Origin of the sequence: Teretinema zuelzerae, assembly GCF_021021555.1 — a bacterium.
GTDB lineage: Bacteria > Spirochaetota > Spirochaetia > Treponematales > Treponemataceae > Teretinema > Teretinema zuelzerae.
On record NZ_JAINWA010000003.1, the window covers coordinates 181,098 to 206,282 of the forward strand.

Below are 25,185 nucleotides of genomic sequence, written 5' to 3' on the forward strand. Positions count from 1 at the left end.
TATGATTATCGGAATTTCGGCTCTGGAACTGAGATATTTATTCAGGGTATAGTCTTCCCCATGAAAGTCGTGTTTTATGAACACTCCGATTCAAGCTGGAGAATGCTTGAAGACGAGCTTGATATACTCGAAACGCATCGCGCGCAGGAGATTCCTTCTCTTTTGGAAACGGCAGACAAGCGATGCGAGGCAGGAGAATACGCCGCGCTCTGGATGGCCTACGAAGCCTCGCCCGCCTTCGATCCGCTGTACCGGGTAACGCAACCGGAAGAACCGAAGCCGATTACGTGTCGAACGTCGCGAATGTACGCGTCGCGATCAGAACCGCCGTCTTCGACCATGCGGGCAAGAGCGCGCGCTACGGAACGGGGAGCGGAATCGTCTGGGGATCGGATGCGCTCGCCGAACGGCGCGAATGCCTTGATAAAACGGCGGTGCTCGACTCTGATGACGGCTTTTACGTATTCGACAGCATGCTGCTGGAAAACGGCGGGATTTCGGATCTGGACGCGCATCTTGCGCGCTTGCGGAAGAGCTGCCGTTATTTCTTTCTGCCCGAATCGACGCACGACGGTTTGGAAAACGAGCTCTTAAGTCTGTGCCGAAATACTACGGACGGCAGTTGGAAGGTCAGAATACTCTGCAGCGCTAACGGTACGCGAAAAATCGAATGCGATCCGGTTCCCCCGCTTCCCGCTCCCTATTGCGTTGCTCCTGCTCCCGGACGGCTCGCGGCGGACAATCCCTTCTTCGCGCACAAAACATCGCGCAGAGAGCATCTCGACGCTGCGCTTCGCGAAGCGCGGATCATGTACGGCGAAGCGTTGGCCGACGCTGTTCTGGTCAACTCCAGAGGCGAATTGATGGAAACGACGAGGGCGAACATCGTGCTGGAAATCGACGGAAAAAAATACACGCCGCCCCTCGATTCCGGAATTCTCCCGGGTGTATTCAGAGCAGGCATCCTTGAAAGGGGCCTCGTGCAGGAAAAGAAGCTCTACATGGACGACTGGCATCGGGCGGACAGAATATGGGCGGTCAATTCGGTCCGCGGCTGGATCGAAGCGGAGCGGATTCCGCCGGATTTTCGGGCCAGTCGTGTCGGGGATAGCGGCCCTTCATGTCCTTTCTGACTTCTTTCCAGGAACCGGCCCAGAACCCCGCAAGGTCGCGGGTGATCTGCACGGGACGGCGAGCCGGCGACAGAAGCTTGAGCACGATCGGCTCCCCCAGTATCTCGGGAGTCGAACAGCAGCCGTACAGATCCTGCACGCGGGTTTCCAGGACAGGGGTCGGCAGCTCCCCGGCGGCGGATTCTTCCCATGAGAGCGGACGCTCGATTCCGTTAGCCAGCTTTATTTTAAGCGGCACGAACGAGTCGACCTCCGCCCCGTCGAACTTCCATCTGAGAGCCTCGAGAAAACGCTGCTCGGCGAGGTTTCCCGATCCGTCGAGAAAGGGAACGAGCCAGTTCTCCGGATCTTCGAGAAGCTCATTCGCGGACGGAACGGCGCCGGATCTGCGATGACGCAAAAAACGGCATCGCGCGTAAAAAAGCCGCGAAGCCTGATTCCAGGGCAGAATATCGATTCCTTCATCGCGGAGAAGGCGGCAGAAAGCTTCCGGAATATCCTCAGGAGACGCCTGGGTCTGAATTTCCCTTAATATCAGTTTTCCGTAAAACGTACGGCGAACCTTTCTGATTTTCCGGTTCGCGAGCGGGCCGGAACCCGAGAGTTCGATTGACGTTTCAGTCGAAGCCTTTGCCTCGATCCAGCGAAGAGCCTCCTCGGAAGGGAGGATTTCGCAGGAATATATGCGGCCTTCCCGCTCGCCTGCGTCAACATCGGGCGCTACGATCCACTCGGGAAAGACCGCATACGAGGCGGCATCGCTTCCGGCAAGGCGAGCGACGCGCCCTGAGGGGAATTTATACAATCCGTCCTGTTGATGCCGGGCTATGCGGTCGGGGAAGCCTTCGAGAAGGCTCATGGAAGGAGACCCAGCCGCGGAAAAGAATCGCGCGGGGACCTGCGCAAGGCGGCGCTTCAAATCCTTAAGGGCCAATTCCTTTTCCCGCGGATTTCCCGAACGGTCCGCCAGCGAGGCAGCCTTTTCGAAGCCTCCCGCAAGCGCGACCGCTGCGAGCCGGGGATGCAGGCCGAGAGAGGAAAGAAACTTCCCCCGCTCGGTGATCGCGCCGGATTCGTCGATCGCCCCCATAGCGGCGAGAATTTCGCGCGAGGCAGCCCAGGCTCCGCTGTTCGGAGGGTCTATCCACTGAAGGTCTTCGGCCTTTCTCGCGCCCCAAACCGCGCATTCAAGCACGAGGGGAATCAGATCGGATCGCACGATTTCCGGGGGAGTTTCCGCCACGCGCAGATCCTGCTGCGCCCACAGCCTGACGCAGCGGCCGGGGCCGGTTCTGCCTGCGCGCCCGGCTCGCTGAGCGGCCGAAAATACGCTTTCCGGTTCGGTTTCAAGGCGAGTCATCCCGGTGCGCGGATCGAGACGGCTGATGCGGGCGAAACCACAATCGACGACGGTGGAAACGCCCGGAACGGTAAGGCTGGTCTCCGCGATGGAGGACGACAGTATAACCCGGCGTTTTCCGTCCGGGTTCCGCAGAGCCATCTTTTGTTCGGAAAAAGAGAGGGATCCGTGGAGAACGGCGACCTCGGCTCCGCAATTCTGCAGCCGCTGTTCTGCGAGACGGATGTCGGCTATTCCCGGCAGAAAACAGAGAATCCCGGTCGAATCGGTCTCCCGCAATTCTTCAAGAACCGCGTCCGCGACCGCATCCCCGATTCTCCGCGGCTGAGAGGATGCTTTGTGCACGATTTCCACCGGCCAGGTCCGTCCGGGAACGGAAACGACGGGAGAGTCGAGGATCGCGGCGATCTTTTCCGCGTTAATCGTGGCGGACATCACTAAAACCCTGAGGTCGCCGCGAAGCGTAACCACTTCCCTCAAGAGCGCGAGCGCAAGATCTCCGTGAAGCGACCGCTCGTGGAATTCATCGAGAATAACGACCGAAACTCCCGTCAACGCAGGATCGTTTTGAATCATCCGGGTCAGAACCGCTTCGGTTATTATTTCGATGCGGGTGTTTCGCGAAATCCGGGATTCAAGCCGCATCCGGTAACCGACCGTTTCTCCGCACCGCTCGCCGAGCGTTTCCGCTATCCGTTCGGCGATGGCGAGAGCGGCCACGCGCCTGGGTTCGAGCATGAGTATGCGTCCCGGGAAGGCCGAAAGGAAAAACGGGGGAACCGCGGTAGATTTTCCGGCGGCGGTTTCGGCCGTCAATACGGCAATATTGGATGGGGATTTTTTGAGAGTCTCTGCGATCGATGAAAGATGCGCTGTTATGGGCAGTTCAGCCATGTTCGGGAAATTCTCCCTGTGCATTCAGTTTCGAGATTTTAGAAACGAGGCGAGCCGCCCGCTTTTCGTCGCCGAGCGCTTCGGCGCACCGGAGGGCTTCTTCCAGATCGCCCAGCCGATGCTCGTTGTCGACAGCCGAAAGGCGGAGCGCCAGGGGATCGCCTTCGAGAACGCAGTCCTTCAGAAAGGAAGCCGCTTCCATGTATTTTTTTTCGGATCTGAGCGCGAGGGCACGGATCAGTGCCGCCCGTCCCTCCGCAGCTTCGATTGCGGAATCGAGGCGGAAAAGCAGCCGCGCAAGGCTCACGCAATCGATCAGATTATGCTCGCCTATCCTGAGCAGATTTCCGCTGTCGCCGGTTTTAAGCCAGGAAAACCAGGCTTCCGGCGCCTCGCTTCCCGGAAGATCGTCCTCCCTGACGACGCCGAGCATCGCAGCTTCGATCGTCTGCAGCCGGCATGATTCAAGCTTTCTTTTCCATAAACGCCGGGAAGGATGCAATAGATCGAGATGGAGAATCGAACTCGAAAGATAGGAAGGCCGCAGTCCGTTCATGAGATTTCGGGTTACGAGTATCTGGCTGTCGAAGCACTTTCCGTTGAAAGACACGAGTATCGGGTCTTTCCCGATCAAGGCTTCAAGCCGTTCAAGAAAATAGGGCTCTCCCGGATAATCGGCAAGGATGAGCTGATGCACGGTCAAAACCGCTCCTCCGTCTTCCAGTTTTCCGACAGCAGCCATGAACGCGACGGTACCGCTTCCGTGTGAAAGACCCGTCGTCTCCAGATCGAAAAAGACAAGCCGTTTTGACAATTCAAAATCATTACAATGCAACAACATATCTCTCTGCGAGGGAAACAACAGAGGAAGATGAGGCGAAAACGCTTTCACAGGTCCGAAATCGAGCGCGACTCGGGATTCCTTTTCATAATACTGGCCGTCATGCGCCGTCCATCCGGTTAACATCGAACCATCCGCTCCTGTCGCATCGAGACCGGTTTCTACTTCAGGAATCGCCTCGACCATGCCGGCCGGCGATGAGGTTTTCCCGGCGCGAATCCGCTCAAGCCGTCCGGATAATCCGCTGCGCTTCGCCATCGGTTCAACTTCCCGAAAGCGCGGCAAGAAGGGAGACCGCGGCGGACTTAACCTCCGCTCCGGTCGCAAGTACTCCGATGCACGACGGACATCCGGAATCGCAGCCGCAGGTGCGAGCCCGCTCGGAAGCCGCGGCGAATACCTCGGGAAGGCGCAAGGACAGAGCCTCGGACAGCCCAGACCCCCCGGGAGCCGAGTCGAACACGTAGAGCGCGGGGCAGCCGAAATGAGGATCGCGCACACGGGGGGCAAAGCCTATGTCGCGGCGGTCGCACAGCAGAAAGAACGGGGCTACTGAACGCAGAATCGAGCCGATGCCGGACAAGGCCTCTGCCCTTGCGGCTTCGTCGAGTTCTGCGTATCCCGGAGGATATAAAGGGCTGTCCGGGGCTTCGGGCATCAAAATGATCATGCCGCGCGTTTCATGCTCTTCCGCATCGAGAGCGATTTCTCCGAAACCGATGTTCTCGTGCGTATGAAATCGAATTTTCTTGAACTTGGACACCTGGGTCCGTACTAACAGATCTCCGAGAATCACCTCGGATCCTTGCGGCGCAGGTTCGATGCGCTCGTCTTCCGACAAAACCTTGATGTCCGTTTTCACCACCGCATCGGTATAGTAATTAACCTCGGTTTCCTCGACTTCGGCGCGCCGGTTCGGAATGTCGAGAGAAGTTACGACGTATTGGCGTCCCAGGTGGATGTAGATCGCCCGCGGAAAAAGCAGCTCGCGCGCTGAAGGCCGGTCCATTTCGCCGATCACCGCATTGCGGCCCTTCGTCATGTCCACTACGACGACATTGTCGGCAGTAGCGGAACGGAGGCTGACCGCTTCCGCCGGATAGGAGCGGTCCGACCAGTGCCACCTGCCTCCGGTATGGCGGAGAATGCCGTCCTCCTGCAGATATTCAAGAATTTCAGTTGCGGCGGTTTCAGGGAAGCCGCCGCGTTCAAGCTCCGCATCGGTAAACGGCAGTTCGAAGGCCGCGCATTTGATATGGTCCGAAATAACGTAGGGATTATCGGGATCGAGCCAGGCGGTCTCCTGGGGGCGCGCAAAGAAATAATCAGGATGGTTCATAATGTATTGATCGAGCGGAGAAGCCGAAGCGATGAATACGGCGACAGAGGCCCCCCGTCTCCTGCCTGCGCGGCCCGCCTGCTGCCAAAAGGAGGAGAACGAACCGGGAAAGCCTGCGACGACGGCCGCGTCGAGGCCTCCTATATCGATGCCCAGCTCAAGCGCGTTCGTGGACACGACGCCCTGAATATCGCCTTCGCGCAGTCCTTTTTCGATTTTTCGCCGTTCCAGCGGCAAGAGTCCGCCCCGGTACGGAACGACGGTGATGCCATGGTTCTGATTGAACACGTTCGCGAGCGAATCGTTGATGTAGGAGGCGATCACCTCTGTTTTCACCCGCGAATGGGCGAACAGTATCGTCTTAATCCCTGCCTTCAGAAAGGACAGGGCCCAGCGCTGGCTTTCGTTCATGACGCTGCGCCTGATGCCCTGCACCGCGTCCACGAGCGGCGGATTGTACAGAATAACCGTTTTCTCTCCCGAGGGCGCGCCGTTTTTATCAATGAGATTGACCGGCGCTCCGATCAGTTTTTCCGCAAGCTCGCCGGGATTGCCGATCGTGGCGGAACACAGGATGAATACAGGCTCGGAGCCGTAGAATCGCGCGACACGCAACAGGCGTCTCAGCAGATTCGCCATGTGGCTGCCGAAAATACCCCGGTACATGTGCATTTCATCGATCACGATGAATTTGAGGTTGGAAAAAAAGCGGATCCATCTGGTGTGATTGGGCAGAACTCCCGAATGGAGCATATCAGGATTCGATATGATGATGCGTCCCTTGTCCCGGGCGTCGTTTCTCAGCGACTGAGGAGTGTCTCCGTCGTAGATGCACACTCGCAAGGGAATGCGGCTCCCTTCCAGGCCGCCGCCCCGCTCTACATTGCCGACCATTCCGTTGATTTCGTTCTGCTGATCCTGGCTCAGCGCCTTAGTCGGAAAAAGATAGAGGGCCCGGGCGTCCGGATTCTCGAGAAGGGTTTGCATGACGGGCAGGTTGTAGCAAAGCGTTTTTCCGGATGCAGTCGGCGTTACGATGACTGTGTGCGATCCTCCGCGTACCGAGGCCCAGGATTCCCTTTGATGAGAGTACAGCTGCTTCATTCCCCGGTCGCGGCAAGACTCTTCAAGCCGGGGATCCAGATTTTCCGGAAAGGGAACCAGTATTCCGTCCTTCGCGGGAATCTTTTGAATGTTCCCGATGTAGGGAGCGAACGCGGGATCGGAGAGAATGCGGGAAAGAGAGTCCTCGGTAGTCATGAGGGGAGTATAGCACAGCGACAAAAAAAGTGAATATCTAAACCGGTTAAGCCGCTTTTTAAAGTGGCAGACCGCCGACGGCGGGAGTATAATCTAGACTGCTTGATAACAACTTGAAGGAGATCATCGTGTCAAAAGTCCTCTCGATAATTCTCGGCGGCGGAAAAGGAACCCGCCTGTATCCATTAACAAAGGAACGATCAAAACCGGCCGTACCGTTCGGGGGAAAGCATAGAATCGTCGATATTCCGATATCGAACTGCATCAACTCGGGATTCAATCAGATTTATGTTTTGACACAGTTCAACTCGGCGTCTTTGCATATGCATGTGGCGCACGCGTATAACTTCGATTCGTTTTCAGGCGGCTTCGTAGAGATTCTTGCGGCAGAACAAACCTTCGAACACTCCGGCTGGTACGAGGGAACCGCAGACGCGGTGCGGAAAAACTTCATGCACTTTAAAACGCAAAAGCCGACCCACTACATCATTCTTTCCGGCGATCAGCTGTATCATATGGACCTGGCCGAATTTCTCAAAAAGCACCAAGAATCCGGAGCAGACATCACCATAGCGTGTACGGCGGTCAATCGCGCCGACGCATCCGGATTCGGCATATTGAAGGCGGACAAAACCAATAAAATCACCGAATTCATGGAGAAACCCGGTTCGACAAAGGATATATCCGAATGGATCATTCCCGACGAAACCCGGACTCCCGGCGCCGTGAAAGGGAAGGACTACCTCGCTTCCATGGGCATATACATTTTCAATGCAAACGTCATGGAAGAATCCTTGAACAATACGCTCACGGATTTCGGCAAAGAAATCATCCCCGAGGGAATAAAAAAATACGCGGTCAACGCCTATGTCTACGACGGATATTGGGAAGACATCGGAACGATCAGAAGCTTTTACGATGCGACGCTCGATCTCACTGGAATAACGCCGAAATTCAATTTTTACGACGAAGACGCTCCGATCTACACGCATAACAGAAACCTTCCGTCATCGAAAGTGAATATGGCGACTCTCGACCAGGTTACCACCTCCGAAGGATGCGTCATCACTAACGCCACGATTAAGCGCTCTGTGATCGGCATCCGCTCGATAATAGAAAGCGGATCCTATCTTGAAGGCGTAATCTGCATGGGCGCGGACTGTTACGAAACAGATTCCGAAAAAGCGGACAACGCGGCGAAGAAAATTCCCAACATCGGAATCGGAGAACGCTGCGTAATACGCAGATCGATCATCGACAAAAACGCAAGAATAGGAAAAGACGTCTCGATCGGAATGGGAAAGATTCCCGAAGACGGAGACTACGGCTGGTATCATGTGGTGGACGGCATCTATGTCATCACCAAGAACGCCTGCGTACCGGACGGAACTGTGATTTAAAGGCTCAAAGCCGACGGCTGAAATTGAAATAGAGGTTTGCGTTCGAAGCGTCCGAATACAATTCGGGACGCCGGCGCAAACCTTTTTTATTTACCGGTATATTCCGGAGACTTCCGAAATGATTCGCAAACCTTCCCGAACCTCTTCCGCTGGCCGGGAATAATTCAGTCGGAGGCATTTTTCGCGATGCGGGTGGTTTTTCCAAGATTGTTCTGCGTCGGAGCCCTTTTCGCGGCCGAAGAAAAAATACTCGCCCGGAACGACCACGACTCCCCTGCTTTTCAGATGAGCGTATAACTCGATTGCCGGAATAGTCAGATCTGGAAGATAGAGCCAGAGAAAAATAGATCCTTCATTGCGATGAATCTGCCAGGGCCTGCCTTCCCAGAACTCGGAAACCCAGGCCTGGGCTTCTCGCGATTTTCCGCGGTAAAAGGGCTGAACGACATCGCTCGCGAGAGATTTGAGCTCCCCGCTGAGAATCATCCCTTCGGCGAGTACCTGGCCGAGCGACCCGGACGCAAGGGCGACGATGGAATTGAGAGAAGAAATCGCCCGGACGATTTCCGCAGAGGCAATCACGATTCCGGTGCGCAGCGAAGGCAGGCCGATTTTCGAGAGGCTCATCGATAAAATCGTGTGTTCGTCCCAGTAGGGCGCAGGCGTTCCGTCCAGCATGTCCGGGAATATGATGTCGGGAAACGGCATTCCGTAGGCGTTGTCGATCATAAGCGGAATTCCGTGCCGGGCGGCCAATCGGGCAAGGGCGCGGATTTCGTCATCGGTTAGAACGTTTCCTGTCGGATTCGTCGGCCGGGAAACGCACAGAGCCCCTACTTCCGGATGATCGGCGAGATATTCCGTAACCAAGGGCAAATCGATCCTGTACTTGAAGGTATGTTCGTCGTCGTTGGTTGTTCTGGCAGGAAGCGTTACGAAGGTGTCCGGGTCTATGCCCTGATCGGCGTACCCGACGTACTCGGGAACGAGGGGAAACAGAATGGTTTTCCGTTCCTTTCCGTTCTCGGAAAAAAGATTAAAGAGATAAAAAAAGGCGGACTGGCTGCCGTTCGTTATGGCGATGTTCTCCGGTCCTATGTCCCAACCGTACTGGCCGCGGAAAAAGCCGACGAGGGATTCGATAAATCGAATGCGTCCCTGAGGAGCGTCGTATCTGCTGATCGCGTTTTCAAACTCATCCGGACGGGCCAACAGCGATTCCATTTCACGCCGGTAGGCCTGTTCCACCTTGGTTATGCGCGCGGGATTGCCGCCGCCCAGCATCCGCGGAACGACGCCCTCGGGCAGCGGGCGTCCCAAATCATCCATAAGCCTCAGAATTCCGGAATCTCCGGTCAATTTTTTACCGAACGAGGAAAAATTCATGAAAACGAGTATATCAAATTATCATCTCTTTGTGCACGGCTCTTCGTTTTCGTGTTCCGGAACTCCCGATAAATCCTCGTCCCTGCTGCGCAAAGAGTCAGTCGGCGAGGCGGAATCCGAGCGCAAAACCGGCAACAGCGGTTTTTTCACGCTGATCGCCAGCTTTCCGCTGCGGCCGTCCACGCGGACGGTATCTCCGGGCTGCAATTGTCCTGAAATGATCAACAGCGAAAGCGGATCCTCGATTTCCTTTTGAATCAGGCGACGCATGGGCCGAGCGCCCATGGAAGGCTCATATCCGTTTTCGACGAGATACGAACGGGCGGCGGGCTTGAGATCGAGAGCGATTTTCTGTTCAGACAGCCTTGATTGCAGCTCTCCGATCTGTATTTTCAGGATCGACGCGATCTCGGGCCGGGTAAGCGCGTTGAACACGATGATATCGTCTATGCGGTTGATGAACTCGGGATTGAAAAGACGCTTGAGTTCGCTCATCGCGCTCGATCGAATTTCTTCATAATCCATCACTCCGTCCCGCCCGAGCGAGAAGCCGAGGCGGTTCTCGCGGTTGATGAGTCGAGCGCCGGCGTTGCTCGTCATGATGATGACCGTATTGCGGAAGTTGACGGTATGTCCGAGGTTGTCCTTTAGTTCGCCTTCCTCGAGCACCTGCAGGAGCAGATTGAAAACATCCGGGTGAGCTTTTTCTATCTCGTCTAGAAGGATCACCGCGTACGGATTCCGTCGGATTTTTTCCGTTAATAATCCTCCGTCTTCGAAGCCCACATAGCCGGGAGGAGCGCCGACCAGGCGGGACGCGTTGTGCTTCTCCATATAGTCGCTCATGTCTATGCGAACAAGGGAGTCTTCGGCGCCGAACAAAAATTTTGCAAGCGTTTTAGCGAGGAGGGTTTTTCCGACTCCTGTGGGCCCGAGGAAGATGAACGAGCCCATCGGCCTGCGCGTCGAGGAAATGCCCGCCCGCGAGCGCCTGATCGCGCTCGCTATGACGGATATGGCGTCGTTCTGCCCGATGATCGTCTGATGGAGCTCTTTTTCCAGGTTTACAAGCCGTACGGACTCGGACTCGTTCAACGCGCTCGCAGGAATGCCGGTCATTACGGAGATTACATCGCAGATATCCTGAGGAGTCACCGTATTGACCGAGGCAGGCTCGGGATTCTGCCATTTGGCACGGATATCCTCGATTTCGCTCTTTAAACGGCGTACTTCATCCCGTATCAGGGCGGCGCGCTCGTAATTCTGCGTTTGAACCAACTCTTTCTTCTGTTCGGCAAGTTCGTTGATCCGCTGTTCGAGCGTATTCAATTCGTCCGGACGTACGTCGCCCTCGATTTTCTTCATGGCACCGGCTTCGTCGAGGACATCAATGGCCTTGTCCGGGAAAAAACGGTCCGTAAGGTAGCGCCGGGAAAGATCAACGATGCTTTGAAGGGTTTCTTCCGTATACACGACCGAGTGATGGGTTTCATAGCGCGAACGAATACCCTTTAGTATCTTCAAGGTGTCGGCAGGGTCGCTTTCATGGACGAGGATAGTTTGAAACCTCCGCTCGAGAGCCGCGTCTTTTTCGAAATACTTTCGATATTCGGCGAGAGTGGTCGCTCCGATGCACTGCAAATCGCCGCGGGCCAAGGCTGGTTTGAGCATGTTGGAAGCGTCCATCGCGCCCTCGGCTCCGCCGGCTCCGATAATCGTATGAAGCTCGTCTATAAAAAGAATTATGTTGCCGGCTTCCGCGATTTCTTTCATGATCCTTTTCAGCCGTTCCTCGAACTCGCCCCGATATTTCGTTCCGGCTATTACGGAAGCGAGATCGAGAACGAGAAGGCGCTTTCCTACCAGATTATGGGGAACTTTTTCGGCGACTATCCGCTGGGCGAGGCCTTCTACAATGGCGGTTTTTCCGACACCCGGCTCTCCTACGAGAACCGGATTATTTTTATTTCTCCGGGAAAGTATCTGCACCATCCGCTTGATTTCATTTTCACGGCCTATGACCGGGTCCAGGCGCCCTTCCCTGCTCATCGCGGTTAAATCCCGGCTGAATTCCTGAAGCAGGCTCGCGTTTCTCTGATTGGCGGTTTCGTTCTGCGAGGGCCGTTTCGGACGGGTTACGACTGTAACGTCCCGGGCGCTGGTCATTTCGAGAATCAACTGGCGTACTTCGTCCACCGTTATCGTTTCCTGCTCGAAAAACTGGTTCATCACGCTCTGGGATTCCCTGATGCAGGCAAGAAGAATATGTTCGGTTCCGATATAATCATGGCGTAGCGTGCGCGCTTCGATCGAGGCTGCGTCCAGCATGCCCCGCAGTCGCCTGGAGGGAGGAATATCGCCGAAGACGATGGTTCCGACGCGGGCGGGAAGCGCCTGTTCAAGCTGAAGCTGCAGTGCGAGAATATTGATTTTCAGCCCCTGCAATACGGAGAACGCGGTGCTGTCCGCCGCGCGGACGAGGGCGAGCAGAATGTGCTCGGGAAGAAGCTGATCGGCGTTAGATCTTTTCGCTTCTTCCTGTCCCAGTATGGTTAACAGCTTTTGAGCCCGTTGCGACAATCCCTTAAACATATGGCGGCTATCTCCTCTCGTGTATGTCGGCGGTTTTAAGCACTTCCTGAATCACCATAGCTCTCAACCGGTCTAATTTCATTTCTTCCGACGTTATGTCCTCTTCAATAATAATACCGGTCGACGAAATAACAAAACCGATATGGGCAGTTTGTATTCGATACAGCAGGGCCGTTAAATCGCGGTGCAGAACTCCGGTCACAAGACCCAGATAGAGGCCGAGCCTCAAGGACCCGAGCAAGGATACGCCCTCGGTTAAACTGATGAAACGGGCGTATTTCGCGGTGACGATAGCACGGAAAACCGCGTCTTCGACCTCTGTTTTCCGCCGGGCCCACAGGTCTTCGCGAGCTTTGCGCTCAAGCTCGACAAGCTTTGCCGCCCCCTGCTCCATGAAGGCCAATTGGGACTCGATGGTTCCGACTCCCGCCGACGCGTTGGAAATGTGATACAGAGCCCCTAACGACGCAACCTGAGATTGGGCGGAGTCCCGGCCGGCTCCGTAATACCCGCGGATTATGTATTGCTGGGAAAGGAATTCCCGGATCACCCGCTCGATCAGTCCGGTCATTTCAAGAGCCGGAAGATTTAAAAGCGCTGAAATCTTCATGCCGGAACCCGTGTTCGACAGCGAAGAAGCAAGGTACCCGAAACCGGCGAGAGAAGCGAAATGGAGGCGCTCCTGCATTTTACCTTCCAGGGCGGTTGCCAGATCGAATACGGTCTTCAGCGACAAACCCGGCTGGTAGGCCGCGATTCTGAGATGGTCCTCGATGTTCACCGTGGCCGAAAGCACTCCGTCTTCGCGGAGTATTACCGCTTTCCATGGTTCGCTTCCAGCTCCGGTTTCCAGAAGGCCGCGCTCCGCGAGAATCTTGCGTCCCGGACCGTCTATGCCGGAAAGTCGAATCATCTGATAGAGGTCGACTTCATCCACATGATTGAACGCGTCGAACACGAGGGATTGTATGCGCTCGGCTTCATCGGATTTGAGAACGGCCGGGAAGACGAAGCCGCCCAGGTTTCTCGCCAAGCGAAGGCGCGAAGAAAGGCATACGTCAGAATCCGGACCGTCGCAGGTGTACCATGCGTCTTTTGGGGATACGCCGTTAGTCATTTTTATCTCCGAGCGCCCGTATTCGATCCCGATAATACGCCGCCAACTCGTAATCTTCGCGTTCAATCGCCTTTCTCAATTCTTCGCGCATGTTTTCCGGAGCGACCCGTTCGTTTTGAAAGGCTTCATGGATTGCGGGAAGCGGGCCTGTATAGGAGAAGTCTATGCCGTCCTTGCGCAGAATGCCGATGATTTCCGCTTGAAATGCATGATAGCATTCCGCGCAGCCTGCGCGGCCGGTTTTTCGTATTTCAGAAAGCGCGGTACCGCATTGGGGACAGGAGGGAATGAGTTTTCCCGCATCGGCTGAACCTTCGGTTATTCCGGAAAATATGCCGCCCAGGGATATATCCATCTTGCTTTCGCCGGTGGTGAAACCCCTCTCGCGGGCGCATTCTTCGCATAAATGCAATTCGATCGATCCGTCCCGCGAAACCTGTTGAACGAAAATAACGGCGGACTTACGCCTGCAAATATCGCACTTCATCACACCTTCCTTAAGGTATCGAGCGGTTTTTCCGATCCCGCCCTCAAAGCCGGAAAAATCGAAACAAGCGAAGAAAGCAGCAGGGTTCCGGCCGCCACGAGATACAGTTCGGCCGCATCGAGCCGAACGGGTATGCCCTGAATATAATACGCCGGATCGAGCAGCTTGACTGCGGCGGGAGGGGCCGACGAGGAAGAAGAGCCCAACGCATAGGCGAATCCCGAAATGCCGTTTAAAACCTGCTCCAAAAACGAAAAAATCTCGTTGATGTTCAATGCGCACAGGATTCCCAGCGGAAGGCCCGCGACGACTCCTCCCAGCCCCGTGAAGAAGCCGGCCAGAACGAAGGCGAAGGCGATGTCCGACGGATGAGCGCCGATGCTTTTCAGTATCGCGATTTCCTTCCGCCTTTCCATTACGGTCATAACCAGGGCCGAAGAAACGTTCACCGAGGCTATGCACAATATGAGAAACATGATGAACAGCAGGAGGATGCGCGTTGTATTGAAGGACTGAAGCTGGGATCTGTTCAATTCCTTCCAGGTATAGCAATCGAATCCGTCGGGGAGACTTCCGAGAAGTTCATCCCGGACGCCGGACAAATCGCCGTAGGGATCGTCCGTATACACGCTGATGAAGGAATGAGCAGTGTCCGGATCGAGGATGCTTGAGTCCGAGGCGAAGGGCACGAAAACCCACAGCGCGTCGAGCTCCTGATAGCCTGAGGAAACGACCGAGCGCACTGTTCTCGAGGCGAACTTCGGCGTTTCCTTGCCGGAAGGGCTTCGATGTATGGTGAGCAGCCTGATGCGGTCTCCGGGAGCGAGGCCGACAGTTTCGGCAAGTTTCTCTCCGATGACGGCTTCGCCCTGTTCAGGAGCCCCGCCCGTTCCCGCAACCACGCGGAGGAATCCGTCCGATCCGAAGGATCGGGTAAAGAAAGCATCTGACACGGCGCGAATCGTCGAACCGCTTCTTCCCTTCGGCCCGATGGCGATTCCGAGCCCCTGGCGTTCTGCCGCGGCGTCCGCAATCGAGGCCGAATACCGGGGCAGTTCGGCTCTCAATGACTCAAGAGCGCCCGCATCCCCTGAAGCGTCCGAAAGTCCCGAATAATCGGCGACTCGCAGATGGCCCGAGGATAATTCGATAATGCGCCCCGAAATGCCTTCAATCATGCCGTCGGCTACGACGAGAACCGCGATGAGCGGAACGAGGCTGATTCCGATTCCCGCCACGGCGCCTATCAAACTCTTGCGGGCGTTAGAGAGCGAAAGCCGTGATCCGATTCCCATAAGGCGCAGCGCGAAAAGAACCGAGACACCCATTCTCATGAGCGGACCAGCCTTCCTTCCTGAAGCCGATACAGATGATCGGCCCGCGAAGCCATAGCCGGATCGTGAGTGACGATGATCAGCGAAGCGTTGTGACGATCGGCGGCCGAGAATAGCACATCCTGGATCATCAGAGCGTTCGCGGGATCGAGATTTCCCGTCGGCTCGTCGGCGAGCATTAATGCAGGCCTGTTCACCAGGGCCCGGGCGACGGCTGCCCGCTGCCTCTCTCCGCCCGATAATTGCGAAGGGAAATGATGCAGCCGGTGTTCCAAACCGACGTCTGCAAGCAGCTCTTTCGCCCTCTCAAGAGCTTCCCTCCGGGATACGCCCGCCATGAAAGCAGGCAGCATCACGTTTTCGAGGGCGGAAAAATCCTTTAACAGGTAATGGAACTGAAACACCAGCCCGAGATACGAGCTTCTATACCGCGCAAGATCGCGTTCGCTCAAGGCATGAACCGAAAAGGAACCGGCCTGTATCGTTCCTGCATCCGGAGTATCCAGCCCTCCGATGATATTGAGAAGGGTGCTCTTACCGCATCCCGACTCTCCTGTTATCGCGATTTTCTCGCCCCTGGAGAGCGCAAGGCTCGCGCCGTTCAATATGCGCAGCACTTCGGCTTCGCTGGGATAGGTTTTTGAAACGTCCTGCAATTCCAGAACTATATCACTCATACCGAAGGACCTCCGCCGGTTTCAGCCGCGTGATAGCACGGCTCGCCAGCCATGCAGCGCAGGATGCTGAAAATACTCCGAATAAAAACACGAAAACGACTTCAGGGAAAAGAATGCGGACGGGAATTTCATCCATGTAAAAATAATCGGGACTGAACAAAGTGAACGAAGAGCCCGGAGCGGAAAGCAGGAGCGCCGAAACGAAGGTCTGTATTCCGTTCACCGCGGTTTCTGCGAAGGAGAAAAAATCGTTGATGCGCACCGAGACGAGCAAACCTGAAAGAAGGCCGATGACCGAGCCGGCAAGCCCGATTCCCAAACCGTTAAAAACGAATACGTATTGGACGTGTTTCGGAGCGGCTCCCATCGCAGTCAATACGCTGATCTCTTCCCTTCGTTCATAGACGGACCGGCGCATTGCGTTGTAGATATTCACCGTAACGACGAGAAAAATCAATACAGTCAAAAAAAGAAGCATGTTCTTTTCTATGCGCAAGGCGTTGAAAAACGCCCGATTGTAGTCGCGCCAGGAACGGATCTTAGCGCCGGGATACATCGAGGAGAGCTCGCGAATAAAGGCCGAGTCTCGTTCGAGAGAGTTTAATTTCACCGCCGTTTTTATGTTCGATCCGCCGCCGAGAAGCAAGCCGGCCTCCTGGCTCACCAGCGCGAAGGAGCTGTCGATTTCGTAATAGCCGGTTTTAAATAATCCCCGGACGATGAACTCGGCGTTTTCAGGAAACAAGTCCGTGTCCGCTCCTCCGGCAACCGCGACGAGAGACACCCTGTCGCCCGTGCGCACGGAGATAAGCCGGGCAAGCTCGTATCCGAGCAGGATCGACGAAGGTGATTCGAGAGAAAACGAGCCCGTCTGCATTTCGACTTTGTTTTTAAAACCGGCGTCGATCGACGGCAAATCTTCCGGAATGCCCCTCAGGAGCACGCCGGATTCACGGCTATACCTGCCCCGTATCAGAGCCTGCGTTTCGCTGTATTGGTACGCCGTCCGTACACCGGGAAGGCCTATAATCTCGATCGGACCGGGATCCGCGCCTTCGACCTGGACATGGGCGGAGCTGAATTCAAGGATGCTCTCGATATAACCCATCTGAAATCCGTTCATCACGGATAAAATGACAATGAGGGTCATGACTCCGAAGCCGATGCCCAATACCGAAAGAAGGCTCGTCACGGCGGATCGGCCCTTGTAATCGACCGATCCGAATCTTCGGGCGGTAAAAGATATCCAACGCGCGTCGGCAAGGCGTAATCTCATCGGGAAACCATCCCGGTTCGAATGCCGTCGACCCATTCGATAGTTAAAATCTCCAGGCCGTTTCTATAAATAGTTTCCGTCCAGTCGTCTTCATCCGTGTATACGGATCTGCTTTGCATCGCGGAATTCCGGAAAAAATCCACCGTCTTAAGGTACGGCTCGTCGCTGTAGCGGATTTCCTTGCGCGTAACAACCGCGCCGGCCGATTTTTCGTACGAGGTCAACCTGTTTTGTTCGTCCCAGGTCCACGATTCCCGTTCAAGAATCGATCCTTCGGCGTCCTTGCTTTCGCGGGAAACGGGATTTCCGGCGGAATCCCATTTTTGTTCTATCGTTTCCGTTTCCTTCGTATCTATGCGGAAGGTCGGAATAGAGCTGTTTCCTTCATAGACCCAGGAGGTTTCTACGGTAATCGCGTTATTCACCCAGGTCAACGCCGACGACGGCCGGGTTAATTGATCGTACTCTTCAAGAATCCATTCGTCGCCCGTGACGAGAATGGTCGAATCTCGTCCGGTTCTCGCATAGGACGGCTGTGCGTTCTCCTGTGAAAATGCGGAAAATGAGGAGAAAAGAACGAAGCAAGCCGAGGCAAGAGGCAGAATAGATTTCATCACTCTGTCAGTCCGATGAACTCGTCAAGATATTTCGATGCCGAGAACCGGGAAAAATCTCCGTAGCCTTCTCCGGTGCCGACAAAGGCGACGGGAAGCCCCAACTCCCTCCCCGCCGCGAGCGCGACGCCTCCGCGTGCGGTGGAGTCGTATTTCGTCAATATCAAGGCGTCGACGCCGACGGCTTCGTGAAAGACTTCCGCCTGGCGCAATCCGTTCTGACCGGTGGTCGCGTCGAGCACGAGCAGCTTTTTATAGCAGCCGTGGTCCGAGCGCGATGCGGCGATGCGGTCGATTTTCTGGAGTTCCCGGACAAGATTGTCCTTATTGTGCAGCCGGCCAGCCGTGTCGGCGATCACCAAGCCGCCGCCCTGCGAGCGGACCGCTTCGGCGGCGTCGTATATCACCGCGCCGGGATCGGCTCCGTGCGCCTGGGCGACGACCCTCAGCGAAAGACGCTCGCCGTGAAGCTGCAATTGTTCGATGGCCGCGGCGCGGAAGGTGTCGGCGGCGGCCAATACGACTGGCACATATCCCTGGGCGTTGTAGGCATGGGCCATCTTCGCGGCTGAGGTGGTTTTACCTACTCCGTTGACTCCCAGAAGAAGATACACATTCGTTTTGCCGATTTCAGGAACCAGAGAACATTCGCGGACATCCGGAGCCAACAGCTCCCCGAGCTTCCCCAGAATTTCGGATTTTTCCGTTAAGCCCTCGGTTTTGCAGCGTTTCTCCAGCGTCTCCACGATTTCAAAAGCCGCCCTGGCTCCGAAATCGCCCTCTATCAAGGCGTCGGCGAGATCTTCGAAGAAAGCATCGTCCATGCTGCCGTGAAGCCCGAAAAAGCGTTTCAATTTCTGTGCAAAAGAAGTACCAGCCATCACCCTATTCCTTTTCGGCGGAGAAAGAAGCTCTGCGCGGGACAGCCTGTTCGGCCGCCAAAATATATCTGACCAATTGAACGGCCAGATTGATTCCCAGTCCGATGCTGACCCCCCGGGAAACGGCGGCGGCCTGAGTCCACGCATTGATCGATTCGGCGATATCCGCCGTTTGCTCCAGCCTGCCCTCGTTGTATGCCCGATACATATTAAGGCTTTTCCCCTGAAGCATCAACGTCGGCGGGAGCGAAAGATAGAGCGCGCCCAGCGACCAATAAAAGGTTTTGCGCGCCTTTTCCATGCGTTTTTCAGTGTTCGTTTTATTGAGTCTCACCTGCGCTTCGAACGCGTCTTCCTGCTCGGTTGACGGGATGTCGAGAACGAACCAGGTGCGGACGTTCCCAGTTTCGATGTTGCCGACCGCTTCTCCGGGGACAAGATCAAGCACGGATGAAGAATCGGTTTTCAGCGTCTTATCGTGAATATAAACGGTCGAATCGAGGGAACCAGGATTGAAAGCGACCTGCACTGTCTGCAGGGGTTCGAGGGAAATGGCAACATCGAACTCGGACGCATCGAAAAAAGCCGCCTTCTTTTCGGCTGAACGGTAGCCCGGAGCCTCGACGCGCAGAACATGTTCGCCCTCATGGGTGCGGACTTCTCCGTCTGCAATATCCAGCAATGAACCGTCCAGAAAGACTCGGGCTTCCGCGGGGTCCGCCTTGATTCGAAGCACAACAGAGGGGCGATTCGACAGAGTCGGCGTCAATCTGAGGGCGAGCAACGTAACGAGCTGGTCCAGGTCTTCCCAGGCGCCCGCGGCCACTACGGGTTCTGCCGGTAAACCCGGCAAACCTGTTTGAAACGAGGCGGATACGCAAGCATAGCCGGCAATGTCTTCGACGGTTCCGGTCAAGAGGGCCGATACGCCGGCGGCTTTCAACTCCGATGCAAGGCTTGCCCCTTCTTTTCTCGTCCAGTATTGATTTCCGTCCTTCCAAAGACCGATCTTTCGCATCGAAGTTTGCGGAGACGGGTCGGACAGGAATACGTCGATTTCTTTCGATTTTGCATCGATTTCAGCTTGTTTTGCGGCGATATCATCCGCCGCCTTCCGTCGTTTTTTTTCTTTTTCGGAATCGTCTTCGGCGGAGAACAGAATCTTATCCCGGCTTAGAAGCAGATCCGAACGGGATTTGACGAGGGCCAGCTTTGCGTCCGACAGTTCTTTCAGCTTCCTGGCCTGCAATTCGTCGGGAAGCACCATGCGGGACGACACGGTAGAGATCCTGCCGAGAAGGAGAGACGGAATAGCCTTCGAATACGGAGCATAGAGGGGATTCGGTTCCGTCAAAGAGAACTCTTCGGCCGCGATAACCCAAGCGTCTTGCGCGCAAAGCCGGGAAACGAACAAGAAAGCCAGGACGGCCGGCGAAATGCGCCTAATGAGAGACAAGGTCGAGAACTCCGGGAATATCGGGACAGGAGAAAGGTTTTTGAACGAAGGCGGAAGCCCCGCATGAAAGCGCTTTTTCAACGAGGTCTTCTTCTCCCGGCGATGAAATGAAAATGAAATGAGTCGAAGGGCTGAGCGATTTCAGGGGAGCGGGATCTACGAAAAAAAGAGATTCGTAAAAAACGGCGAAAACATTCGAAGAGGATAATGTTCCGCTCAGCCAAGAGAGCGATTCGGCTGTCGAATCTTCTGATATAGCGGAAAGACAGGAGAGAACCTTCCTTCCCGCGATATTCAGAGAAATCTCATCGGCAAGAAACCTGGACCTGCTCAGCACTGCGATCATAAATCTTCGTCGTCTCCTTCCAGCGGCAATCCTTTCCATTTGCTGTTAAGCCACGCTTCCATGAAGGGATCCAGGTCTCCGTCCATGACGGCCTGTATATTTCCGGTTTCGTGGCGGGTGCGGAGATCCTTGACCATGGTATACGGCTGAAACACATAGGAACGTATCTGGTTACCCCAGGAAATATCCTTTTTTTCGGCGGAAAATTTCTGGTTTTCCTGTTCTTTCTTCTCCTTGTAATACTCGTATAATCTGGCTTTCAGTATGTTCATCGCAGTCTGTCTATTCATGATCTGGCTGCGTTCGGACTGGCATGCTACGACGATGCCGGTCGGAAGGTGCGTAAAGCGTACTGCAGAATCGGTTTTATTGACGTGCTGGCCTCCGGCTCCTCCCGCACGATACGTATCAACGCGGAGATCCTCAGGGCGGATATCGACTTCGATGGTGTCGTCGAGAATCGGGAACGCATGGACGGAGGTGAAAGAAGTATGCCGGCGCGCATTGGCGTCGAAAGGACTGATGCGCACCAGACGATGAACGCCCGACTCGCCTTTCAAATAGCCGAACGCGTATTCTCCGGTTATCTGGTAGGTCACGGATTTAATGCCGCCGTCGGCTTCGAGAATATCGACCGTATCTATTTTCAAACCCCGCCGCTCCGCCCAGCGGACGTACATGCGCGCGAGCATCTGAGCCCAATCGCAGGCTTCCGTGCCGCCCGCTCCGGCATGTATGGATAGCCAGGCGCCGTTTCGGTCGACTTCATCGGAAAGCAGATTGAGAATATTGAGTTTTTCGAATCGTTCTCGAGAAGCCTTCAAGCCCTGTTCGATTTCAGGAACCAGCGAATCGTCGCCGGATTCCTCGGCGAGTTCGTACAGGGCTTCCAAATCGGCGATCTGGGTGCGAAGAACGCTCCAGGGCTCGATTCGCGCCTTCAGACTCTTGAGTTCGGCCATGGTTTTTTCAGCTTTCTTCTGATCGTTCCAAAAACCCGGGGACGCGGAAAAATCCTCTTTTTCCGCTATTTTTTCGCGAATGGTATCCGGGTCAAAGACGCCCCCAGATTTCATCGACTGCGGTTTTTAATTCATAAACCGGCGCTTTGCATTCTTCTAATATCATTATCTAAACTCCTCTGCTCTGATAGTATTTGATTTATGCCCTTCCGCTCGTTTTTGCGCGGCCGGGAGAAGGCGGAACAGGAGGTTTTACGAGTATCCTCTTCCATTTTTTCTTCGACAAAACGGTGACGGCCATTGCTCCATCAACCGGAAACTGATAGAGCCGAACCGAATCGTAGTAATCGGTAACCCTATCGATCTCCTGCTTCAATTGAGCGGCGGAATGCTCGGAAATCGAGACCGATTCCCAACACGCCCGCTGAACTTTTTCAAAGCCCCAGGTCGCAAGTATTTCCGCTAATTGACGCGCTGATTCCTCCCCGCCGGGATCGAGAACAACAGATACAAACATAGCCTAGAATACGGGAAAGAAATTATCTTGTCAAATCATCAATTAACTGCGAAAATAAAAGGACGGAGATTCTGATGAAAAAAATCGTTATGCTGACGTATATTGCGCTGCTTGTTCCGCTCTTTTCGCAGGAAGCCGATCCTTCGATTTTACCGGACGATGCGCGTACGGAAGATTTCGACAGAACCGTACCGCCCGCTCCCGTGGTTACCGATCTTCGCGCCTCTATTTCCGAAACAGTTGTCAGCCTTTCATGGAACAGCCCGCCGACGCCCGCCGGCGGATTCGTCATTCTCAGATCGGACAAGCCGATTTCATCGATTTCATGGTTTTCGGCGGAACAGCGCGCCCGGCTCTCGCCCGACTCAACCGAATGGTCGGAAGCGATAGAACCGGGAGAATCATGGTATTACGCGGTGCTTTCCACAAACCCCGACGGGGGAGAATTCGGCTTGTTCATCCCGGCCGGCAATTCATTGCTGATACCGGTGGCTTCAGGCGGATCCGCCGCACAAGTTCCCGCTGTCTTCTCGTCGTTCGACGTCATGACGCGAAACGAGTCCGTTATTATCACATGGAAGGCGTCCGTCCCGGGCAAACAGCTTGTGTTGTACCGTTCTACCGCTCCCTTTACCGGGATCTCCGATCTTGCTCAGGCTGTAGTGGTTGGTTCCTTCATCGACACGAACATGCCCTTCGTCGACTACCCGGTGCCGGGAATACCTTTTTTCTATGCAATGCTGGACGAGGATCTTTTACGAAGCGGGGCTATTTCATTTTTGGACGGATCGAATACGAACCGGATTCCGGTTGAAATTCCGGTTCTGTACATCGGACTTTCCAGAAAACCGCTTCCCGCTGTGCGCCCGATGCCGCTGCCGTGGCTCAACCCCTCTCAATCGTTGGCGCGGGAAAAAATTGTATTTTCAACGGCCACGGAGCGAATGATACGCGAGATCGCGGAAATGGCGGATCGGCAGAAAATCAAAGCGCGCATGCCCTACGTGTTTCCCGCGGAAAAGGGGCCGTTTCAGGGAGCAGGCGAAGAACTGGCTCTACGAAAAATAATCGAAACGAGTTTTATTCAATCGAATTGGGAAGATGCATGCGCTGAAATAGAAACATTTCTTTCGATACGAAGGTCTCCCGAAGTCGCCTCCCGGGCAAGGTTTTATCTCGGCCAGGCTCACTATTATTCAGGAAGACCCGAGAAAGCGCTATTGGAATTTTTGCTCATCCGTGAAAGCGTATATGAAAAATCGCAGGAATGGATTCAATATTCTCTCGAACTCATGGCCTCTTCATCGCGGAATACAGCTGCGCGATGAAACGACGATTATCTGATCGACCGCAATAAAGCGAACAGAGGACTTTTCATTTCTTCACCGGCAAGACGCTCGGCCGAAGCCGGATCCTTTTCTTTTTCGACCGAGGGAATAACGGTATCGCCTGCTTTTACCCGATCGAACACGCCGTTGCGATCGATCCTTCCCAAAGACACATCCTCGTCGACCTCAGCAATCGTAATTGTACCGATTATCGACTCGGGAGCGTATTCAAGACCGAAGCCTTCATTTGAGACCCTTGCCTTCCCCGGAGCGAGAATCTCAAATTTGTCGCCTTTTTTAATTCCGTCCGTTTTTCCCAGATCAATAACCGCATCCGACTGGTATCTTCCGACGACGGCCGCGCGGACGGGAAGAGCTTGGGTGAGCGCTTGAGCCATGCGCCTGAGCGACGAGGAGTACCGATCGTTTCCGGTTCTGAACACGGTGAACCGCTCAGCCAGAGCTCCCGTTCTGGAAACATACACGTCCAGGACCAGCGAAAGGTCCTGATCGTTTTCCCTCAGCTCAAGCATGGCAAAATAATCGTCGCCGGAGGTGCGGGAAGCCCGAAAAGCTTCCGAATAGCTTTCAGACGGAATCTCTGAATATCGCACCTTGATGCGTTGATTGTAGGAAAGCGTTTCAGCCAACATGCGGGTCGTAATTTTATCCGCCTCGGGATGAAGAATATTTTCCGGGTCGGAGACGAAATACAAGCCTACCTGTATATGCGACTTCGACAAATATAACGGATCGATCTTCCATCTGTTTTGAACAGAGGATTGAAGCATTTTCTTATAAGATTCAACCGAATCGTTCACGGTTCTGTCGCTTTTTACCAGGGACTGGATGAACTCCAGCTGTTCCACATGGCGGGATGGAAGCCCCCGCGACAACAGCAAAGAAGCATAAGACTTCCGGAGCGCTACATTGTACGGATCGATCTTCAACGCCCGGCGGAAGGAGAATAGGGACTGGTCCGAAAGGTTTTTATCGAGGAATTGATGCGCCCGGTCTCCATGCCACTTTGCCCATTTAGAACGGGAGGTATCTTCGAGGGGTGCATGGTCGATGACGAGATTTTCAAGATAGGCCCTGAGAATCTCGTCGGAAGGATCTATTTCAACTCCGACGGCGGCTGCCCGTATCGCATCGTCGGTTCTGCCGGAAAGCTGATGCACCAATGCCTTCATATACCAGGCGTTTGAAATGTTTCTATCGCGTTCGATTCGTTTATCGCAAAGCTCGGAAACTTCCGCATACCTTTTTTGAGAAAATAATAGAGCGGAGAGAAGTTCTTCGGCTTCTTCATACTCTGGCTTAAGGGCAAGGGCCGATCTAAGCCTGTTTTCTGCCTCTCCGTATTGGCCGTCCCTTGCTGCGAGATACCCGGCTATGTAAAACACTTGAGGATTTTCGCCGTGAAAACGCAGGGCTTTTTGAATGTAGTCCCGGGCAAGTTCGCCCTTGCCGCTTTCAAGGCTCACGAGCGCGAGGGATAGCAAGGCCTTTCTGTTTTCAGGCTGTCGGTGCAGGGCTTCCTGATACAGGCCTGCAGCGCTCGACGTGCGTCCCAAGGCTAATTCGATTTCTGCTTTGCCGAACCTTGCTTGAACATCGTTCGGCCAAATCGTAAGGATTCGGGAAAAAAGAACGCGTGCATCGTCAAGTTTTCCCAAACCTACCAGATTGAACGCCTTCAGATTCAGCAGCATCGGATCGTCCTTGCCGAATCGCGCCGCCTTTTCTATCTGATCGAGCGATTGAACGAACTCTCCCAATGAGTAGAAGCATTCGGCCAAACCTGCATATGATTCCTTATGGTTCGGATTGACGCGCAGCGATTCTTGATATGCCTCGATCGCTGAATACCAATCCTCGCTGTCCTGATAACGACGGGCTCTTTCGAACAAATCAACCGCGTCGGCTGCGATTACCGAGCATAACATCGATAGAAAGAACAGAGCGATCAGTCGTTTCACGGA

The 25,185-nt window shown here is 54.7% G+C and carries 20 protein-coding genes; 3 read left to right on the forward strand and 17 right to left on the reverse strand.

Going from position 1 to position 25,185, the window contains the following annotated elements; genetic code table 11:
- Nucleotides 1–182: 182 nt before the first annotated feature.
- The gene (locus K7J14_RS08150) at nucleotides 183–1,133 is read left to right on the forward strand and encodes an aminotransferase class IV (protein WP_230755162.1); all 951 of its coding nucleotides are present in this window, start codon (nucleotides 183–185) and stop codon (nucleotides 1,131–1,133) included.
- Here the strand turns inward: K7J14_RS08150 and K7J14_RS08155 are convergent.
- The 3 genes from K7J14_RS08155 to K7J14_RS08165 are packed head-to-tail and all read right to left on the reverse strand — an operon-like array spanning nucleotide 1,039 to nucleotide 6,827.
- The gene (locus tag K7J14_RS08155; protein ID WP_230755164.1) at nucleotides 1,039–3,387 is read right to left on the reverse strand and encodes an ATP-dependent RNA helicase; all 2,349 of its coding nucleotides are present in this window, start codon (nucleotides 3,385–3,387) and stop codon (nucleotides 1,039–1,041) included. The genes K7J14_RS08150 and K7J14_RS08155 overlap by 95 nt on opposite strands.
- Nucleotides 3,380–4,486 (reverse strand): ribonuclease H-like domain-containing protein, encoded by a 1,107-nt coding sequence (locus K7J14_RS08160; protein ID WP_230755166.1) that lies wholly within the window; start codon nucleotides 4,484–4,486, stop codon nucleotides 3,380–3,382. The genes K7J14_RS08155 and K7J14_RS08160 overlap by 8 nt, the downstream gene beginning before the upstream one ends.
- A 4-nt stretch (nucleotides 4,487–4,490) precedes the next feature.
- Nucleotides 4,491–6,827: a DEAD/DEAH box helicase gene (locus tag K7J14_RS08165; RefSeq protein WP_230755168.1), complete on the reverse strand. Its 2,337-nt coding sequence runs from the start codon at nucleotides 6,825–6,827 to the stop codon at nucleotides 4,491–4,493.
- A 128-nt stretch (nucleotides 6,828–6,955) separates the two neighbouring features.
- On the opposite strand from K7J14_RS08165, the gene K7J14_RS08170 reads away from it, so the two are divergent.
- A complete protein-coding gene (locus K7J14_RS08170; protein ID WP_230755170.1) occupies nucleotides 6,956–8,227 on the forward strand; it encodes a glucose-1-phosphate adenylyltransferase in 1,272 nt (423 codons plus the stop codon).
- Nucleotides 8,228–8,317: 90 nt separating this feature from the next.
- Here K7J14_RS08170 and K7J14_RS08175 read toward each other — a convergent pair whose 3' ends face one another.
- The 13 genes from K7J14_RS08175 to cas2 all read right to left on the reverse strand — a co-directional run bounded on the left by K7J14_RS08175 (nucleotide 8,318) and on the right by cas2 (nucleotide 21,872).
- Nucleotides 8,318–9,613: a valine--pyruvate transaminase gene (locus K7J14_RS08175; RefSeq protein WP_230755172.1), complete on the reverse strand. Its 1,296-nt coding sequence runs from the start codon at nucleotides 9,611–9,613 to the stop codon at nucleotides 8,318–8,320.
- A 21-nt stretch (nucleotides 9,614–9,634) separates the two neighbouring features.
- On the reverse strand, nucleotides 9,635–12,205 hold the full coding sequence (locus tag K7J14_RS08180; protein ID WP_230755174.1) for an ATP-dependent Clp protease ATP-binding subunit: 2,571 nt from the start codon (nucleotides 12,203–12,205) through the stop codon (nucleotides 9,635–9,637).
- A gap of 7 nt (nucleotides 12,206–12,212) precedes the next feature.
- The gene (locus K7J14_RS08185) at nucleotides 12,213–13,322 is read right to left on the reverse strand and encodes a hypothetical protein (protein WP_230755175.1); all 1,110 of its coding nucleotides are present in this window, start codon (nucleotides 13,320–13,322) and stop codon (nucleotides 12,213–12,215) included.
- Nucleotides 13,315–13,809, reverse strand: coding sequence for a UvrB/UvrC motif-containing protein (locus K7J14_RS08190; protein ID WP_230755176.1), 495 nt, complete (start codon nucleotides 13,807–13,809; stop codon nucleotides 13,315–13,317). The genes K7J14_RS08185 and K7J14_RS08190 overlap by 8 nt, the downstream gene beginning before the upstream one ends.
- On the reverse strand, nucleotides 13,809–15,143 hold the full coding sequence (locus K7J14_RS08195) for an FtsX-like permease family protein (RefSeq protein WP_230755177.1): 1,335 nt from the start codon (nucleotides 15,141–15,143) through the stop codon (nucleotides 13,809–13,811). The genes K7J14_RS08190 and K7J14_RS08195 overlap by 1 nt, the downstream gene beginning before the upstream one ends.
- Nucleotides 15,140–15,820, reverse strand: a complete 681-nt coding sequence (locus tag K7J14_RS08200) for an ABC transporter ATP-binding protein (RefSeq protein ID WP_230755178.1) — start codon at nucleotides 15,818–15,820, stop codon at nucleotides 15,140–15,142. The genes K7J14_RS08195 and K7J14_RS08200 overlap by 4 nt, the downstream gene beginning before the upstream one ends.
- On the reverse strand, nucleotides 15,813–17,096 hold the full coding sequence (locus K7J14_RS08205; protein ID WP_230755179.1) for an ABC transporter permease: 1,284 nt from the start codon (nucleotides 17,094–17,096) through the stop codon (nucleotides 15,813–15,815). Before K7J14_RS08205 ends, K7J14_RS08200 begins: the two co-directional genes overlap by 8 nt.
- The gene (locus tag K7J14_RS08210) at nucleotides 17,093–17,710 is read right to left on the reverse strand and encodes a hypothetical protein (protein ID WP_230755180.1); all 618 of its coding nucleotides are present in this window, start codon (nucleotides 17,708–17,710) and stop codon (nucleotides 17,093–17,095) included. Before K7J14_RS08210 ends, K7J14_RS08205 begins: the two co-directional genes overlap by 4 nt.
- Nucleotides 17,710–18,591 carry a signal recognition particle-docking protein FtsY gene (ftsY, locus tag K7J14_RS08215; protein WP_230755182.1) on the reverse strand — a complete coding sequence of 294 codons (882 nt, stop codon included), beginning with the start codon at nucleotides 18,589–18,591 and terminating at the stop codon, nucleotides 17,710–17,712. Before ftsY ends, K7J14_RS08210 begins: the two co-directional genes overlap by 1 nt.
- A gap of 4 nt (nucleotides 18,592–18,595) precedes the next feature.
- Complete coding sequence (locus K7J14_RS08220; protein ID WP_230755184.1) at nucleotides 18,596–20,047, reverse strand: PEGA domain-containing protein; 1,452 nt, start codon at nucleotides 20,045–20,047, stop codon at nucleotides 18,596–18,598.
- Entirely contained in the window at nucleotides 20,034–20,393 is a 360-nt protein-coding gene (locus K7J14_RS08225) for a response regulator transcription factor (protein ID WP_230755186.1), read from the reverse strand. The genes K7J14_RS08220 and K7J14_RS08225 overlap by 14 nt, the downstream gene beginning before the upstream one ends.
- Nucleotides 20,390–21,521, reverse strand: a protein-coding gene (gene prfB, locus K7J14_RS08230) for a peptide chain release factor 2 (protein ID WP_230755188.1) whose coding sequence is annotated in 2 segments (ribosomal slippage) — nucleotides 20,390–21,448 and nucleotides 21,450–21,521 — 1,131 coding nt in all. Because the reading frame shifts where the segments join, the coding sequence is not laid out codon by codon here. Before prfB ends, K7J14_RS08225 begins: the two co-directional genes overlap by 4 nt.
- Nucleotides 21,522–21,554: 33 nt before the next feature.
- Complete coding sequence (gene cas2 / locus K7J14_RS08235) at nucleotides 21,555–21,872, reverse strand: CRISPR-associated endonuclease Cas2 (protein WP_230755190.1); 318 nt, start codon at nucleotides 21,870–21,872, stop codon at nucleotides 21,555–21,557.
- Nucleotides 21,873–21,946: 74 nt separating this feature from the next.
- Between cas2 and K7J14_RS08240 the strand changes: the two genes are divergently transcribed.
- Nucleotides 21,947–23,200, forward strand: coding sequence for a tetratricopeptide repeat protein (locus K7J14_RS08240; RefSeq protein WP_230755192.1), 1,254 nt, complete (start codon nucleotides 21,947–21,949; stop codon nucleotides 23,198–23,200).
- An 8-nt stretch (nucleotides 23,201–23,208) separates the two neighbouring features.
- On the opposite strand, the gene K7J14_RS08245 is transcribed toward K7J14_RS08240, so the two are convergent.
- Nucleotides 23,209–25,182, reverse strand: a complete 1,974-nt coding sequence (locus K7J14_RS08245) for a tetratricopeptide repeat protein (RefSeq protein ID WP_230755193.1) — start codon at nucleotides 25,180–25,182, stop codon at nucleotides 23,209–23,211.
- Nucleotides 25,183–25,185 lie beyond the last annotated feature (3 nt).